Genomic DNA, 14,472 nt, shown 5'->3' on the forward strand with positions numbered 1-14,472 from the left:
TCCCCGCTCAGCGGCGCGCCGGCCTGCGCCACAGCGCCAACGCGCAGAGCGCGCTCAGAACACTCAGCCCGCCGCCCAGCGTGCGGTCCGCCGTGCGTTGGAAGCGCACCGCAATCCGCGATGCGCCCGCGGCCAGCGGCACGATCATCTGCTGCGTTTCCTCCGCGCGCTCCGGCTGCACCACTGCGCCGTTTACCTCCACCCGCCACGCCGGATAGTTCAACAAGCGCAGTGCCGCGTGCACCGGCGTGCGCGCCCTCACCCGCACTAGCTTTTCTTCCGCCGTCCAGCGCTCGACGCGCACGTCTGCCCGGGAAATGTCCGGAACGCCTTTTGCCTCCGGCAGAAGCCGCACAAGCGGCGCCTGCCGCGGCAGATCGGTGTGGTCGTCGCCCAGCGGGTCGTATTCGTCCGTGCCCTCGTAGCCCGCGCCGCTCGCGATCGCCGCGCGCAGGGACGGGATGTCATCCGTGTCCCAATAGGCGTGCTGCACGAAAAACACTTGCGCCCCGCCGAGAGCCAGCAGCAGCGCCGCCCCGCCCGGCCACGCCCAGCGCCGCCGCGCCAGCGCCGCGGCGGCAAACCACGCAAACGCCACGGCCAGCACCAGCATCCAGCGCCACGGGAATTGCACGTAGCGCAGTTTCGGCAGAACGCTCCACAGCGGCGCCGTAAAGCGGAACATCAGCGCCGCCCCGGCCGCGCCCACCAGTAGCAGGCGCTCGCGCAGTTGCCGCTGTCCTTCGTCCGCGCCGCGCCGCTGGGCGCCGAGCGCCGCCAGCGCGGTCCCGGCAAGCAGGGCTGCGGCCGCGCTGGAAATAATCCGGTTGACCAGGTTGTGCTCGGGGTCGGTGGTCGTGGTGTAGAGAAAATTCTCCGCCGGAAGCAGGCCGCCGGAGAGTACCTGGGCGATGTTCACCCAGCGCTGCTCGTACACCGCCGGAAGGAGATAAAACGCGCAGAGGCCAAAGCCCAGCCCCAGCCCTCCGGCGCCGCGCAGCAGCGGCCGCCAGGAGCGCTCGCGTGCGGCCGCCGCCGCGAAAAGCAACGCCACGCTGTAGCCCGCCAGGACCCCCGCCGGGGCGTTGGCCAGCCACACCAGGGAGAAGGGCACGGCGAAGCGCGCTGTGCGCCACCGCGCGCTTCCCCCGTCTGTGGCGTCGGCCAGGTCCCCCGCAAAGAGCAGCAGCAGCGGAAAAAACGCCGCGCCCAGCAGTTCGGCAAAATCGCTGCGCAGATAAACGACCAGTTGCGCGTAAGGATTCGCCGCATAGACCGCGCCGGCGAAGAGGGCCGCGCGCAGCGGAAGCGTGCGCCGCGCCAGCGCGAACATGCACAACCCCGCGGTCGTCTGCGTGACCACCACAAACGCCGCGACCGCCGCCTGCCACCCCGCGAGCAGGCCCAGCGCCGCGCCCAGCATCCACCCCAGCGGCGGATAGAACACGAAGCGCGGCTCGCCGAAGCCCCAGTTTGCCCATTCCGCCCAGCTCGGGTAGAGAATTCCTGCTTTCCACTGCCCGGCCACTTCCAGCCAGTTCGACGCATGAAACGCAATGTCATGCCCCGAAGGGTTCCCGCGCCCGTAAAACGGCGCGATCAGCGTCAGCGCCGCCGCCGCGCACACCAGCAGCGCCAGAAGCCAGGCGCGATGTCCGCCTTCGGGCGCCGCGCTCTTCGTATCGTCAGGCTGCGATGTCATGAATCCATTCTGGCGTGCAACGCGTTCTGCGGCCACTGCGCCGGCTTTTAATTCTTCGCCAGCTCCCGGCAAAGATAGATGATCTGTCCCACGTGATGATAAGCATGCCCCGCGCAGCGCAGCAGAATGCTGAAGCGGTCCCTGGCTTCCGGCTCGCGTTCCGCCGAATATGGCCGTGTCCAGTCCTCTTCGCTCTGGTTGCGTATGGCCGAAGTGACCATCGCGATCGCGCGGTCGAACGCCGCCATCACCTCGTCTTTGGGGGGCCGGCTGGGTTCGCTGAATTCCAGATCCCGGTTGCGCACGTAACCCGTTCCCGCGAGGCGCGCCCCGATGTAGTAGTTCAGGTTGCCGGTCAGATGCAGAACCAGATGGCCCGCGCTGTTCCCGTAGTCATAAGGCTTGCGCCAGAACTGCTCGGGCGATAGCGGATCGGCCCACTGGTGCAGTTGCTTCGCGATGTATTCGTAGTATCCGGCCAGGCTTTCCGCTACCCCCTCTGACAATTCCGTCATTCGGTTCTCCGTTTTGCCTGGTTCGCTGCCCGCTCCCCGCGGCTATTTGGCGCGGTCGTTCCGGTAGACCACGCCCTCCTTCATCACGAAGAGAACCTTCTCGGTTTCCCGGATGTTCTCCGAGGGATCGCCCGGCACGGCCACCACGTCGGCGAGCTTGCCCGCTTCCAGCGTGCCGATCTTGTCCGCGAAACCCAGCAGCTCCGCATCGGACGCCATTGCCGAGCGCAGCGCATCGATGGGTTTCATCCCCAGCGCCACCATCTGCCCGAACTCTTCCGCGTTGCGCCCGTGGGGATAGACGCCCGCGTCGGTGCCGAAGCCGAAGCGCAGGCCTTTGGCCAGCGCCCGCTGAAACGTCTTGTGCGCTCCGGCCAGGGCCGCATTGGCCTTCGCCAGAATCGCCGGCGGGTAATACACTCCGCGCCGAATGCGCTCTTGTTCCCCGACGATGGGCATCAGCGTGGCCACGAAGAACGTTCCGTGCGCCTTCATTAGGTCCAGCGTTTCATCATTCAGAAACGAGCAGTGCTCGATCGAGTTGATGCCCGCCAGCACCGCGCGCTTCGCCCCTTCCGAGCCGTGCGCGTGCGCCGCCGTCTTCAGGCGCAGCGCGCGGGCTTCCTCCCCGATGGCGTTCAGCTCTTCCTGCGTGAGCTGCGGCGAATCCACGTCGTCGGTCAGCGAGAGCACGCCGCCCGTGGCGCACACCTTGATCATATCCGCGCCGTATTTGTGGTCCAGCCGCACCGCCTCGCGCGCCTGGTCCGCTCCGTTGATCACCCCGTCCAGCGGCCCGCTCTCCCTCCCGAACAGCCCCGCGCGAAACCCTGCCATGTCATCGCAGTGCCCTCCGGTCGACCCGATGGCGTGCACCGTGACCAGCATGCGCGGTCCGATGATCTGGCCGTCGCGGATGGCGTTGCGCAGCCCGACGTCGATGTAGTCATTCGACCCCACGTCCCGCACCGTGGTAAACCCCGCCAGCAGCGTCCTCCGTGCGTAAACCGAAGCATCCAGCGCCATCTCCGCCACGGTCTTCTGCAGGCTGTCCAGCCGGTCCTGTTTCCAATCGTCGCTGGCTTCCATGCTGAGATGCGTGTGCGCGTCGATGAAGCCCGGCAGCAGCGTGGCATCGCCCAGGTCGATCACTTCCGCGCCCGCGGGGATCGTGACGTTCGGCCCCGCGGCGGCGATCTTGCCGCCGCTCACCACCACCACGCCGGGTTTCACCACCGCCTCGCTCTTGCCGTCGTACATCCGGGCCGCTTTCAGCACCACGGCCTTGCTCGCCGGCTTGGTTTGCTGCGCGAATACCTGTCCACTCGCTCCGAACAACACCACCAACGCCACAATCCATTTCCGCATGATCCAGTTTCCTTTCGCCGCGCAGGCTCGAAGCCCGCCCCGGCCTCCACTGCCGCTACTTCTCCCGGTCGTTCTTGTAGACGGCGCCTTCCTTCATCACGAAGAATACTTTTTCCACCTGCCGGATGTTTTCGACCGGATCGCCCGGCACGGCCACCACATCCGCCAGTTTGCCCGCCTCCAGTGTTCCGATCTTGTCCGTCAGGCCCAGCAGTTCCGCGTCGTGCGACGTGCCTGCCTTCAACGCTTCCACCGGCTTCATGCCCAGGTCCACCATCTGGTGAAACTCTTCGGCGTTGCGCCCGTGCGGATAGACGGCGGCGTCCGTGCCCAGCCCGATCTTCACGCCCTTGGCCAGCGCTTTCTGAAACGTGGCGTGAATCGCGGCGATTGCCGCGCGGGCTTTCGCGGCAATGGCCGGTGGCAGGTACACGCCCGCATCGAACTTTTCCTGCAGCCCTTGCACGGCCATCAGCGTCGGCACATAGTACGTGCCGCGCTGCTTCATCATATCCAGCGCTTCGTCATCCAGAAACGAGCCGTGCTCGATCGAGTCGATCCCCGCGCGGATGGCCCGCTTGGCCCCTTCCGCGCCGTGCGCGTGCGCCGCCGTCTTCAGGCGCAGCGCGTGCGCTTCATCCACGATGGCGTTCAGCTCTTCCTGGGTAAGTTGCGGGGTATCCACGGCGTCGTTCGCGGAGAGCACCCCGCCGGTGGCGCACACCTTGATCATGTCCGCGCCGTACTTGTGATCGATCCGCACCGCTTCGCGGGCTTGGTCGGCTCCGTTGATCACGCCGTCCATCGGACCGCTCTCGCGCCCGAACAGCCCGGCGCGGTAGCCGGAGAGAGAGTCGCAATGTCCGCCGGTGGCGCTGATGGCGTGGACGCTGACGAGCATGCGCGGTCCGATGACCTTGCCGTTGCGAATCGCGTTGCGCAGGCCGACGTCGATGTAATCGGTCGAGCCTACGTCGCGCACCGTCGTGAACCCCGCCAGCAGCGTCTTGCGCGCATTCACGGTGGCGTCCAGCGCCTTCTCGGCCACGGTCTTCTGCAAACTGTCCAGCTTGTCCTGCTTCCAGTCTTCGGTGGGGCTCATGGTCAGGTGTGTGTGCGCGTCAATAAATCCGGGGAGCAGCGTGGCGTCCCCCAGATCGATCACTTCCGCGCCCGCGGGAATCGCCGCGTTCGGCCCCGCGGCCGCGATCTTGCCGTCGCTCACCACTACCACCCCGGGCTTCACCACCGCGTCGCTTTTCCCGTCAAACATCCGCGCCGCCTTCAGCACCACGGTTTTGCTCGCGGGCTTCTGCCCCTGCCCGTGCACCGAAAGCGTCAGCAGCAAACTCAAGAAGACCAGTCCACTCGCCTTGCGCATCATCGGATTCTCCCTCTTTCCGGAAAAAATCCCGGAACGGAGACGATAGCCCGCCCACCGAAAAAGTCAAGCGCCAGCCCTCTTTCGCCGCGCGCATCCTTGCGCTATCCTCCGTTCGATTGTGACCGCGCAGCGGTCAACGACGCGCAGGGGAAAAGGGGAACGCATGGCCAACCGCAACTGTCCGATGTGCTTCGGCAAGGTGCCGCGCGCGGCGGTGCTGGCGCGCTCCGCAGCCGTGGATTGCCCGCACTGCGGGCGCGGCCTGGAGCTTTCCCGTCCCAGCCGCCTGCTGGCCAGTCTCCTGGGCCTGCTCGGCGCGTGGTTCGCTTTCCACTACACCAGCGGAGGGCAGGGCCCGCTGAGCTGGGCCGTGCCGCTCGTGGCCTCCATCCTGGCCTTCGGCGTCGTCGCGCCGGTCTTCCTGATGCTCAACGCCGATCTCGTCGTCCGCCCGGAGGCCGGTGGCGAGCCGCTCGCCGCCGCCGGCCACGGCGCCACGCACTAGAATTTTTCCACCGCGCGCGGCGAGGGGGCCTTCCGTACTATTGACCAGTACGCCGTGCCCCTTCACCCTTGCTGCAACATGGCTCGCTACTCGGCTTTCCTCGAACGCAAGGTGGAAGTGCGCTACCGGGCCGGAGAGATCATTCTGACCGCTTCGGCCACGCTGTTAGCGGATTCCGGGCGTTCCATCTTCCTCGAGGAGCATTTTGTGCAGGACGGCCAGCAGAAGCAGTTCCGCTGGGAAATTCCGTATTCTTGGGTCGTGGAGATCGTGGAAAAGGCGGGCGGCTTCGAGCCCGCGCGGTTCCGCGCGGCGCCGGAAAGCGCGCCGTTGGCGCGTGCGGCGTCTGCCGCCGACGCGGATGTTCCGCTGCTCCCGCTGCAACCTCGTCCGAAAGAAGCTTGAGCGCAATTTTGCCCGTGCTTCCGCGGCGCGGCGTCCGCAAACCCGCCCGCACACGCCGGCTTTCCGCTACAATCAAAACTTTCCGCGCCGCCGGGCTGCGAGCCTGACCGCGCAGGAGGCGTCTCGTGAATCCCGCAGGGAGCTCGAAAGCAAAAATCGGATTGATCGGCCTGGGCCTGATGGGCCGGCCGATGGGCTTGAATCTGCTCAAGGCCGGCTACCCGCTCACGGTGTGGAACCGCACGGCCTCGCGCGCGGAGCCGCTGGTGGCCGCGGGCGCGCGCCTCGCTGCCTCGCCCCGTGCCGTGGCGGAAGCTGTGGATGTGCTCTTCACCATCGTCAGCGATCCTCCGGCGCTGGAAGAAGTTCTGTGGGGCAAGGACGGCGTGATGGGCGGGCTGCGCCGCGGCAGCATCTACGTGGACTCCAGCACGGTTTCTCCGGCGCTGGCGCGCAAGGTTGCCGCAGCCTGCGCCGAACGCGGCGCGCGGTTTCTCGACGCGCCGGTGACCGGGGGCACCTGGGGCGCGGAAAAGGGCGAGCTGCTCTTCCTGGTCGGCGGGGAAGCAGCCACGCTGGCGGAGGTCGAGCCGGTCCTGGGGGCGCTGGGGAAGCGCTGGTTCCATCTCGGGGCGAACGGCGCGGGGCAGACCATCAAGCTGGCCATGAACCTGATTCTCGCGCTGCAGGTAGGCGCGCTGGCGGAAGCGCTGGCGCTGGTCACCGGCGCGGGCATACAGGGCGAAAAGCTGGTGGAGGTGCTGCAGTCGAGCATGGCGCGCGCTCCGGTGCTGGACGTGAAAGCGCCGCTGCTCCTCAAGGGCGAGTACGCCCCGAGCTTTCCGCTGCGGCTGATGCACAAGGACCTGGGCCTGGCGCTGGACCTTGGCAATCAGCTCGGCGTGGCCCTGCCCGAGACCGCCGCCGCGCGCGAGGTCTACAACTACGTCAAAGGCGCGGCCAAAGAAGACCTGGACTACGCCGCGGTCATGAAGTTCTGGAAAAAGTGAGGCATCCGGCGCCAAGGAGAGAAAAAGATAACGCTGAGACACTGAGTGCGCAGAGCCGCGCAGAGACCGAAGGGGATCGGAGTTCAAGTGCTGGTTTAAGGAATGGGCACCGCTACCCCCACCCACCCCCGGTGTTTTTGCAAAGAGTGCGCATTTTCCTGATTTCAGGAGAGTTGCGGCGCGCTCCTGTTTTCGGGAGTGCGCAAGAGCGGCAAATAAAGGAGTTAGAGAGGCAGTTAACAGTTGCCAGTTGAAAGTTGAAAGCAAGAGGAGGCGGGAAGGACGCCGGGAAAGTATTCGAACAGAAGATTGACGTAACACGAAGAAGGATAGCAGAAGAGTTATGTTATTTCAATAGATTATTAAGCAGTATTCGAATGGATTGTGGAAAAGTGTGCGAATGCTCGGCTCAGCTTTGCAGCCGAAGATGAAAGACCCAAGCAAAAAAACGGAATGATGTTCTATGTCCTAATTTTTCTCAGTTAGGTTTTAGAAGCCTATACTGAACACCAAGTTCGGACGTGAACTCGGAAAAGCTCTCCAATTCCGCCCGAATCGCCTTCAGAGTTGCTTCGTATCGAAACCAATTTCGATGCGAAAAGGGTTCGGTTGCTTCGGCCTGAGCGTAGACTTTTTTGATTACCTTGGCAGCTAACTTGAAGTGCCGCTCAATCGTGGCACGGTAGTGCTCGCCTTTCTGGTCGCGGTCGTCTAACCAAAACGGATTCGCTAACTTGCGGATGTCGTTGTTCAGGTTTTCATCTTCATCTTTGTAAACAACTCTCATGGACTCCCCCACAGTCCAAAACACCAACCATCTGCGCTCCATTCCCGGGGTCTGCATTTCAGGCGGACGCTCCTTCCATATAGTCCGGACGCGTTCGCAAAGAAACCACACTCCCGCGATATCATCAAACTCCGCAGTTGTCAGGGTTGTTTTGAGTTCTGTCCCGTCCCCAAACAACTTGAAGTAGCCGCCATCCTTGTCGGTACTAAACAAGTAGCTAGTGCCACCAAATCTATCATCGGGTCCGAACCGAAATGCGTGGATAGTTTTAATCAGTTCTTCTAACGAAATAATGATATGAAGGCTATCACGCTCGCTGCTCCGTTTGTTTCGGTAAACAAATGATTTACCCTTAAGCGCGGGAACTTTGGTGAAATGCTGTTTTAAGGAAATTTGTACTTGGTCGTTGCTTCGAAAATCTGAGATTTTTATCGCATTTTGCGTATTGTTATTTCGAATGATGTTGTCCAGAAACGTTTGTTCAGCCTGAGTAATCTTAGAGTTGTACTCAACCAGCCTAAGTAACGCTTGCACTTCGCGAACCGCTTGCGGATTTTCCGATTGGGCTTTTGAAAGTGACCTTACTGTCTGTGCTCCGTTGATAATTGAGAATCGGTCACACAGGAGTGTCCTACCCTCGGAATCTTCATCGTCAGGCCTGATTCGTGTGGCAACGGCGCAAATGCCATTATTTGCATAAAAGAAATCATCTGGATTTGAGGTCGCGGTTTTTCGAATCGCTCGATTCGTTCCCGTATCCCCAATGTAATTGCGAATGTTCAAAGCAAAGAGGGCTGACTTGTGTTGCCTGAAAAGATCTGCTATCTGCGCGCCACCCATCCTGCCGAGATATGATTTTCTGCCTGTTGCAGGATCTTCGAAGCATAGGAATGCATCGCCAGTCGCGCTCGGGGAAAAGCGGACTTTGATCGTCTGTGAGGAAGCAAGTTCCTGCTTCATTGCATCCCGGAGTGTAAAATTTAGCTTTTCCTCGTCAAACAGTTCGAGTGAAGTCCGATCAATTAGATCAGGATGCTTCGGAAGAGAGTCAATACCCTGCTCCGCTCTGACATACGAATTCTCGGCTGGTTTTTGAAGAGTGATATAGTGCAGGAGAAAGTTGTCTTCGGCCCACTCTATGTCTGCGATTGCCTCTTTCAGCTTTTGATTCATCTTCAGCTTGGAGGGTCCTGAATGAAGGCGTGAAAGTACACCGCAAAAATAGTCAAACGTTTCGGACTTCTCGATGGCCTTCTTACCGCTCTTTTTCTCCCCGCTGTACTTAGCTTGAATGACCAATACCGTATTTCCTTCCCTCGCCAGGAAATCCACACCGCAGTCGTCTGTCCCGTCAATGAGGCACGCGTCTAGGTCCTCGTCGGTTTCTGGAACTAAGCCGGGATTGAGGGACCGCATGACGACGTCAGCGTAAAATCGCGACATCCATATAGACCTCTGTTTTTCAGTTAGGTTGTCAAACGGTGTTTGCAGCTCATTCTTTACGTAGTCTCGAAAATGCTCGCGGAAACGCTCTTTTTCCACTGGTTGCTCCTCGATGCGAGATGATAAACCGAGACGGGGTGATTAGCCACAAGTGGTCTCACAAGAGCGGGGCCGGTGCCCCGGCGTCCTTTCCGCCAAGGGTGAGCAACAAGAGAAGAAACTATGCTTCATTCGTGAGTGAGGGACGGGTGGCCCGGGCGTATAGTGGCGGGTGGCGCATCCAATTCTCTGAATTGTTTTGCTAGCGCATCTCGGCGAGAGGATATTACTCTTGCAATTCATCCCGGCGTACAAAATGAAGGGCACCCCGAACCTCCTCAGTCATCAAACCTGGGCCGCCCGCCGATTAGCGCTCTGAGATTAAGAGCAGCTGCCTCGCTGTGGTTTTAAGTGAGGCAACGGGTACTGAGGCAAATGTCCATTCTTCATCCTCAATCCGAGCTTGAAAAATAGAGTACGAGCGATAGTGACCGCTGGCCGCGAAGCCTGAACCTCTCAGTTGTTTCGCCAACATATCGGAAACAGCATGACGCAACTGTTCCTTCTTGCTACCAGTTCGGTGAAGGTCTGCGGAATGGCTCACTACGCTTCCAAGAAGTAAGTCCACAAGTTGGAGTAGGTGGGCGTCATCCTGAGATGCGCATCGGCTGTCGCGGTGGTCGGAAAGAATGTGCCGGATATGAGCACCGGGCGCAATTGTAATCAAAGGCCCGAGCCGTTCTTTGAGTCTTTCTAGAATCCGGTATTCAGATAGCAGTCGATGATACGGCTCACTGTCAGTAACGATGCCTTCGATTGTCAGGGATTGCTCGGTATCGTAGCAAAACCGGATTACCCCTGTGAGCAAGATTCGAATCAGCGTCTCGCTCCATCGGACCCGACGTTCCCTCACATCACCACTGAAACGCTCCAGTTCAACATGACTCTTCTTGTCGAAAAGAATTACTCCAAGTTTGCACAACAAGGGACTCGAAAACGGCTGTGTTGCTCCTTTATGACGAAGCGCTTCCACCCCCAGCTTGATCCAATGATTTGCGCATCTCTCTGGCGGTCCCCATTTCTGCCCGGAAAACTCGTTGAAATGGAGCTTCGTCTCGCAGTTCCAGCGACTGCGAGCATCTTTCAGCGCAGTGAGTAAGGCCGTCCTCGATTGAGTCGGTACGACAAGACATCCATGGGCGTGAAACGGTTCGTTGCTCGAGTCATGGTAGAGTGATACTGATAGCGAGCTTCCATCGACTCTTGAAGGAACGGGGAACAAGCTGGGTTGTTCGGTGGACATCTGGCTATTTCGTGGCGATCCGCCCTGTCCTAAGTCAAAGGCCAGTTTTCCGAGAGCACTTCCGCTTGTTCAAGGGCCGTTATGGTCGCCATTTCCTAGCGGGTGGCTCACTCCTGCGAAGTTTGCACTTCTTCCTTGCGGCGCACGGGGAGAGGATACCACTGCTGCAAGTCATCGGGGAGTAGTGGGATGGGGCGCGCCGAGCCGGCTCGGGCATTAAGTGCCCAGCGCTTCCGCGCTGGGCTAGCGTGTGGCGCGCCTACGGCGCTGGAATGGTTTGAACGGAGGCCATCGGGGGTATACTCCCGCTGCCGGGAGTCCATGATGGAAATTCCGGCTCAGAGGAGGAAGTCATGAGCCAAAAAACTTTTGACCTGGTTGCCGGACTCTTCTTTCTTCTCATCGCAGTGGGCCACTTGCTGCGGGTGATCTTCGGCTGGACGGTCAATGTGGCGGGCGTAACGATTCCGATGTGGGGGAGCTGGCTTGCCCTCGTGCTGGTTGGCTACCTCGCGTTTGTGGGCCTGCGCGCCAGCCGCACGTCTTCGTAAAAAGTACCCAACGCTTTCGCGCTGGGCTAACGTCTGGCGCGCCTACGGCGCTGGGGATTCTTCCAGGAAAAGTTAGAAGACCCACCCTCAAAAACCGAGGGAGGGGCACCCGCGTGCCGGGCTAAAGCCCGGCCTCTACACAATCCTTTCATCTCGGTTGCGCACGCGAATTCATCCTAATTATGTAATTTTGGGGATTGCCGGAACGAGTCCGTGTCTGGCCATCACCGCTTTTAATTTTTCCAGGTCCGGAGGGCCACCGGCGTTCACAATTTCGGCGGACTCTTTGAAGAAGGCGGGTCCGATCAGAGCCGGGGTAATTACCGCCAAGGCTTTGGCGTGCTCTTGTTTTAGATTGTTAAAGCCGTGAACCGCACCCCGCGGGATAAAATAAGATTCACCGGAAGCAATGTCCACGGCTTTGCCTTCTACCGTAAACGTAATGACGCCTTCTAATCCATAAATAGTCTCGTCGTAACGTTCGTGGGAATGAGGAAGCGGGACCTTGGCTCCAGGCGGCACGCCAAATTCAAACATAGCTACCGAGCCATTGGTGTCTGCCGCTTCCAGCAGAAAATCGATTGTGATTTGGCCAATTCGGATCGTTTCGTTTTTCATAAAGATAAGGGTTTAATTTTTCCTTCGCTAAAACCGGCGCCCACCGCTTGCGCGCTGGGCTAACGTGTGGTGCGCCTACGGCGCCAGGGGATTCTTCCAGGGGAAAGTTAGAAGACCCACCCTCAAGAACCGAGGGCGGGCACGATGTATCGTGCCCCTACGGTTTGGCGTTGGGGGAGAAGAAGCCGATGGGCAGGTCGCGGGCGGTGCGCAGGCCGGCCGGGGCGTCGAGAATGGCGGGGATGGTGTTGACCACGACGGCGGCGGTGGCGATGTCGCCGTGGCAGCCGCCGGGGATGGTCAGGCTGACGGCGGGGTGGCCGGTCAGCTCGATGGTGTCCGCGGGATTTTTTGCGCCGACGTACATCTGCAGCTCGAGGTAGACCAGCTCTTTGCCGCCGCCAATGCCGCGGGCGATCTGGTGTACGCCGGCGGCCTGGCCGGCTTCCACGGTCAGGAATCCGGTCTGCACGCGCTCCTGGGCGACGACCGGCTCGATGGTTTCGATGATCTGCTCGACCGGGAGGTTCAGGCTGTCGGCGATCATGGCCACGGACTCCGGCAGGCCCACGTGCTTGATGACCCCGGCGGCCACCTGCGCAGTAAACTCCTCGACGCTCATGCCCGCGCCGATCTTCTGCTGCAGGGGCATGCGCCGCGTCGCGGCGTCCACGATGCGCAGCGCTTTGGCGTGCTCGATGCGCTGGGAGACCGCCGCCAGGGTGATCAGCAGCTTGTCCATCACGAAGCCGGGATTGATGCCCGTGCCCACCAGGGCCACGCCCCAGTCCTTGGCCGCGGCATCCAGCTTGGCCGCCAGCTCCGGATGCGTGCGGTAGGGATAGGCCAGCTCCTCGCAGGTGGAAACCACGCAGGACTCCGCCTCGAGGCAGGCCAGCAGCTGGTCCAGCACCTTGGGCAGGGAGGAGGAGGTCGAGTGGATGACCACGTCGGCCGCCTGGTCCAGCACTTCGTTGGCATGCCCGGAGATTTTTACGCCCCAGGGGGCGTCGGGGGCGCCCACGACTTCGCCGAGGTCGCGGCCGATCTTCGCGGGATCGGTGTCAATCGCCCCGCAGATCTGAATGGCTTTCTTTTCCCGCAGCAGCCGGGCGATGGAGGCGCCAATGGGGCCGACACCATACTGGATGGCGCGAATTTTCTTTTTCACGTTTCTCTCCGAGGATTCCGGCGCGGAGCCGACGCTCACCGCGTCTCTTGGTCCAAACTGAATCTTTTACGATAATGGAAAGCGCGGGGTCAGGCAATGGCAAAGGCGCGCGGAGCAAAACGCCGCTCCGGAAAAGAGAAAACCCCCGCGGCCTGCTCCTGCGCTACACTTGCGGATTAGTACACAAGGGAGAGGCTTATGCGCGCGCAGAAGCTCAGCGAAGCGGAAATCCAGGAGCGCCTGGCCGGAAGAAAAGGCTGGACGGTAGAGAACGGCAAGCTCCACCGCACCTACGAATGCCGCGATTTCGTGAGCGCTTTCGGGAACATGACCCGCGTGGCGCTGGTGGCCGAAGCCATGAATCACCACCCGGAATGGTGCAACGTATGGAACAAGGTGACCGTGGACCTGACCACGCACAGCGCCGGGGGCATCAGCAGCCTGGATTTCGAGCTGGCCGCGAAGATGGATGAAATTTTTGCGGCCTGAGCGCCGGGATGCGCTCTCCGCGAAAGGAGCTTCCCCGCGGAAGCATTTGCGAATACTCTCTGACGGAGGCTCTTGGCGCTGATGATCGCAGACCGGTTGCGGGACGCATGATCGGCGCGCACCAGGCGCGGCAGGCGGCGCGCCGCCGGCTCTTCATTCTCCTGCGCTGGGGCGCAGGCCTGGCCGTCCTGCTCCTGCTGGCCCATGTGATTCCCCGGGAACCTCTGCGCGCGGCGCTGGCGCGCGTGCCCGGGACGCGCTTCCTGGCTATTCTGCTGGCCTATCTTGTGGTGCATCTCGTGGGCATCGCCAAGTGGCGCATGACCGTGAATGCCGCCGGCGCCGGACTGGATCTCTCCACCAGCGCGCAATGCTACTGCGGGGGGCTGTTCGGCACGCTCTTTCTGCCCTCCATTCTGGGCGGAGATGTGGTGCGTCTGGCCGTGGGTCTGCGGCGCAGTCCGCAGCCCGCCGGGGTGCTCGCCGGGAACATCGCCGACCGTATTCTGGACGTGTGCGCGCAAGGCGGCCTGGTCCTGGTGGGCCTCTTCCTGCTCCCGGAATCTCTGCCCGGCGCCTGGCAGGCCGCGGCGCGCCGCGCGCTGCTGATCGCCGCGTTGCTGGGGATGGTGGTGGCGCTGCTGAGCATTCTGCTCTACCGGCCGCTGCTGCGCGGCCACTCGGTGCGCTTCCGGCGGCGGCTGGCAAGGTTCCGCCATGCGCTGCGAAGTGTTTGGCGGCGGCCGCACGTCCTGGTGCTAGGCTGGCTGATGGGGCTGTTCATCCAGGCGAGTTTCGTGCTGCTCGGCGCGCTCCTGGCGATTTCCTGCGGGCTGCTGCTGCCGCTGCGCGTGTGGCTGTTTGCCTGGCCGCTGGCGAAGGTGGTGGCGCTGTTGCCGCTCACCCAGGGAGGCATCGGAGTGCGCGAAGCGGCGCTGGTGGTACTGCTGGCTCCGTTTGGCGTGGCTGGTCCGCTGGCCTTCGCCACCGGCCTGGTCTGGGAAGCCGTGGTCATCTGTGGCGGCCTGCTGGCGGGCTTGGCCGCCCTGCTCCTCCGGCGCCTGGATGAGGCAGAAGAGCAGGCGTAGCGAGTCCGTGACACCGCGCCCGCCGCGCGCTTGACTCTCCCGGCAGCCGGTTCACAATGGGCGTATCCCCCTTCCAGGTACGCGTACGTTCCGT

General features: G+C 61.9%; 14 protein-coding genes. 6 read left to right on the forward strand and 8 right to left on the reverse strand.

The window, feature by feature from the left end; translation table 11 throughout:
* Positions 1 to 7: 7 nt before the first annotated feature.
* The 4 genes from LAN61_00060 to LAN61_00075 are packed head-to-tail and all read right to left on the reverse strand — an operon-like array spanning position 8 to position 4,966.
* Positions 8 to 1,702: a hypothetical protein gene (locus tag LAN61_00060; protein MBZ5538889.1), complete on the reverse strand. Its 1,695-nt coding sequence runs from the start codon at positions 1,700 to 1,702 to the stop codon at positions 8 to 10.
* Between the two features lie 47 nt (positions 1,703 to 1,749).
* Positions 1,750 to 2,217: a DinB family protein gene (locus LAN61_00065; GenBank protein ID MBZ5538890.1), complete on the reverse strand. Its 468-nt coding sequence runs from the start codon at positions 2,215 to 2,217 to the stop codon at positions 1,750 to 1,752.
* A gap of 42 nt (positions 2,218 to 2,259) precedes the next feature.
* Positions 2,260 to 3,585, reverse strand: a complete 1,326-nt coding sequence (locus LAN61_00070; protein ID MBZ5538891.1) for an amidohydrolase family protein — start codon at positions 3,583 to 3,585, stop codon at positions 2,260 to 2,262.
* Positions 3,586 to 3,640: 55 nt separating this feature from the next.
* Positions 3,641 to 4,966 carry an amidohydrolase family protein gene (locus LAN61_00075; protein MBZ5538892.1) on the reverse strand — a complete coding sequence of 442 codons (1,326 nt, stop codon included), beginning with the start codon at positions 4,964 to 4,966 and terminating at the stop codon, positions 3,641 to 3,643.
* Positions 4,967 to 5,132: 166 nt separating this feature from the next.
* On the opposite strand from LAN61_00075, the gene LAN61_00080 reads away from it, so the two are divergent.
* The 3 genes from LAN61_00080 to LAN61_00090 all read left to right on the forward strand — a co-directional run bounded on the left by LAN61_00080 (position 5,133) and on the right by LAN61_00090 (position 6,889).
* On the forward strand, positions 5,133 to 5,474 hold the full coding sequence (locus LAN61_00080; GenBank protein MBZ5538893.1) for a hypothetical protein: 342 nt from the start codon (positions 5,133 to 5,135) through the stop codon (positions 5,472 to 5,474).
* 78 nt (positions 5,475 to 5,552) lie between these two features.
* Positions 5,553 to 5,879: a hypothetical protein gene (locus tag LAN61_00085; GenBank protein MBZ5538894.1), complete on the forward strand. Its 327-nt coding sequence runs from the start codon at positions 5,553 to 5,555 to the stop codon at positions 5,877 to 5,879.
* A 125-nt stretch (positions 5,880 to 6,004) separates the two neighbouring features.
* A complete protein-coding gene (locus LAN61_00090) occupies positions 6,005 to 6,889 on the forward strand; it encodes an NAD(P)-dependent oxidoreductase (GenBank protein MBZ5538895.1) in 885 nt (294 codons plus the stop codon).
* A 478-nt stretch (positions 6,890 to 7,367) separates the two neighbouring features.
* Here the strand turns inward: LAN61_00090 and LAN61_00095 are convergent, their stop codons facing one another.
* Entirely contained in the window at positions 7,368 to 9,218 is a 1,851-nt protein-coding gene (locus LAN61_00095; protein ID MBZ5538896.1) for an AIPR family protein, read from the reverse strand.
* 307 nt (positions 9,219 to 9,525) lie between these two features.
* Entirely contained in the window at positions 9,526 to 10,461 is a 936-nt protein-coding gene (locus LAN61_00100) for a hypothetical protein (protein MBZ5538897.1), read from the reverse strand.
* Between the two features lie 353 nt (positions 10,462 to 10,814).
* Between LAN61_00100 and LAN61_00105 the strand changes: the two genes are divergently transcribed.
* Complete coding sequence (locus LAN61_00105) at positions 10,815 to 11,012, forward strand: hypothetical protein (protein ID MBZ5538898.1); 198 nt, start codon at positions 10,815 to 10,817, stop codon at positions 11,010 to 11,012.
* Between the two features lie 180 nt (positions 11,013 to 11,192).
* Here LAN61_00105 and LAN61_00110 read toward each other — a convergent pair whose 3' ends face one another.
* The gene (locus LAN61_00110) at positions 11,193 to 11,630 is read right to left on the reverse strand and encodes a cupin domain-containing protein (GenBank protein MBZ5538899.1); all 438 of its coding nucleotides are present in this window, start codon (positions 11,628 to 11,630) and stop codon (positions 11,193 to 11,195) included.
* Between the two features lie 157 nt (positions 11,631 to 11,787).
* The gene (locus LAN61_00115; protein ID MBZ5538900.1) at positions 11,788 to 12,789 is read right to left on the reverse strand and encodes a dihydrodipicolinate reductase; all 1,002 of its coding nucleotides are present in this window, start codon (positions 12,787 to 12,789) and stop codon (positions 11,788 to 11,790) included.
* Positions 12,790 to 12,999: 210 nt separating this feature from the next.
* On the opposite strand from LAN61_00115, the gene LAN61_00120 reads away from it, so the two are divergent.
* Both LAN61_00120 and LAN61_00125 read left to right on the forward strand, forming a co-directional pair.
* Positions 13,000 to 13,290 carry a 4a-hydroxytetrahydrobiopterin dehydratase gene (locus LAN61_00120; GenBank protein ID MBZ5538901.1) on the forward strand — a complete coding sequence of 97 codons (291 nt, stop codon included), beginning with the start codon at positions 13,000 to 13,002 and terminating at the stop codon, positions 13,288 to 13,290.
* A 107-nt stretch (positions 13,291 to 13,397) separates the two neighbouring features.
* A complete protein-coding gene (locus tag LAN61_00125; protein MBZ5538902.1) occupies positions 13,398 to 14,378 on the forward strand; it encodes a flippase-like domain-containing protein in 981 nt (326 codons plus the stop codon).
* Positions 14,379 to 14,472: the final 94 nt, after the last annotated feature.

The organism is Terriglobia bacterium (assembly GCA_020072785.1).
GTDB lineage: Bacteria > Acidobacteriota > Terriglobia > Acidiferrales > UBA7541 > Acidiferrum.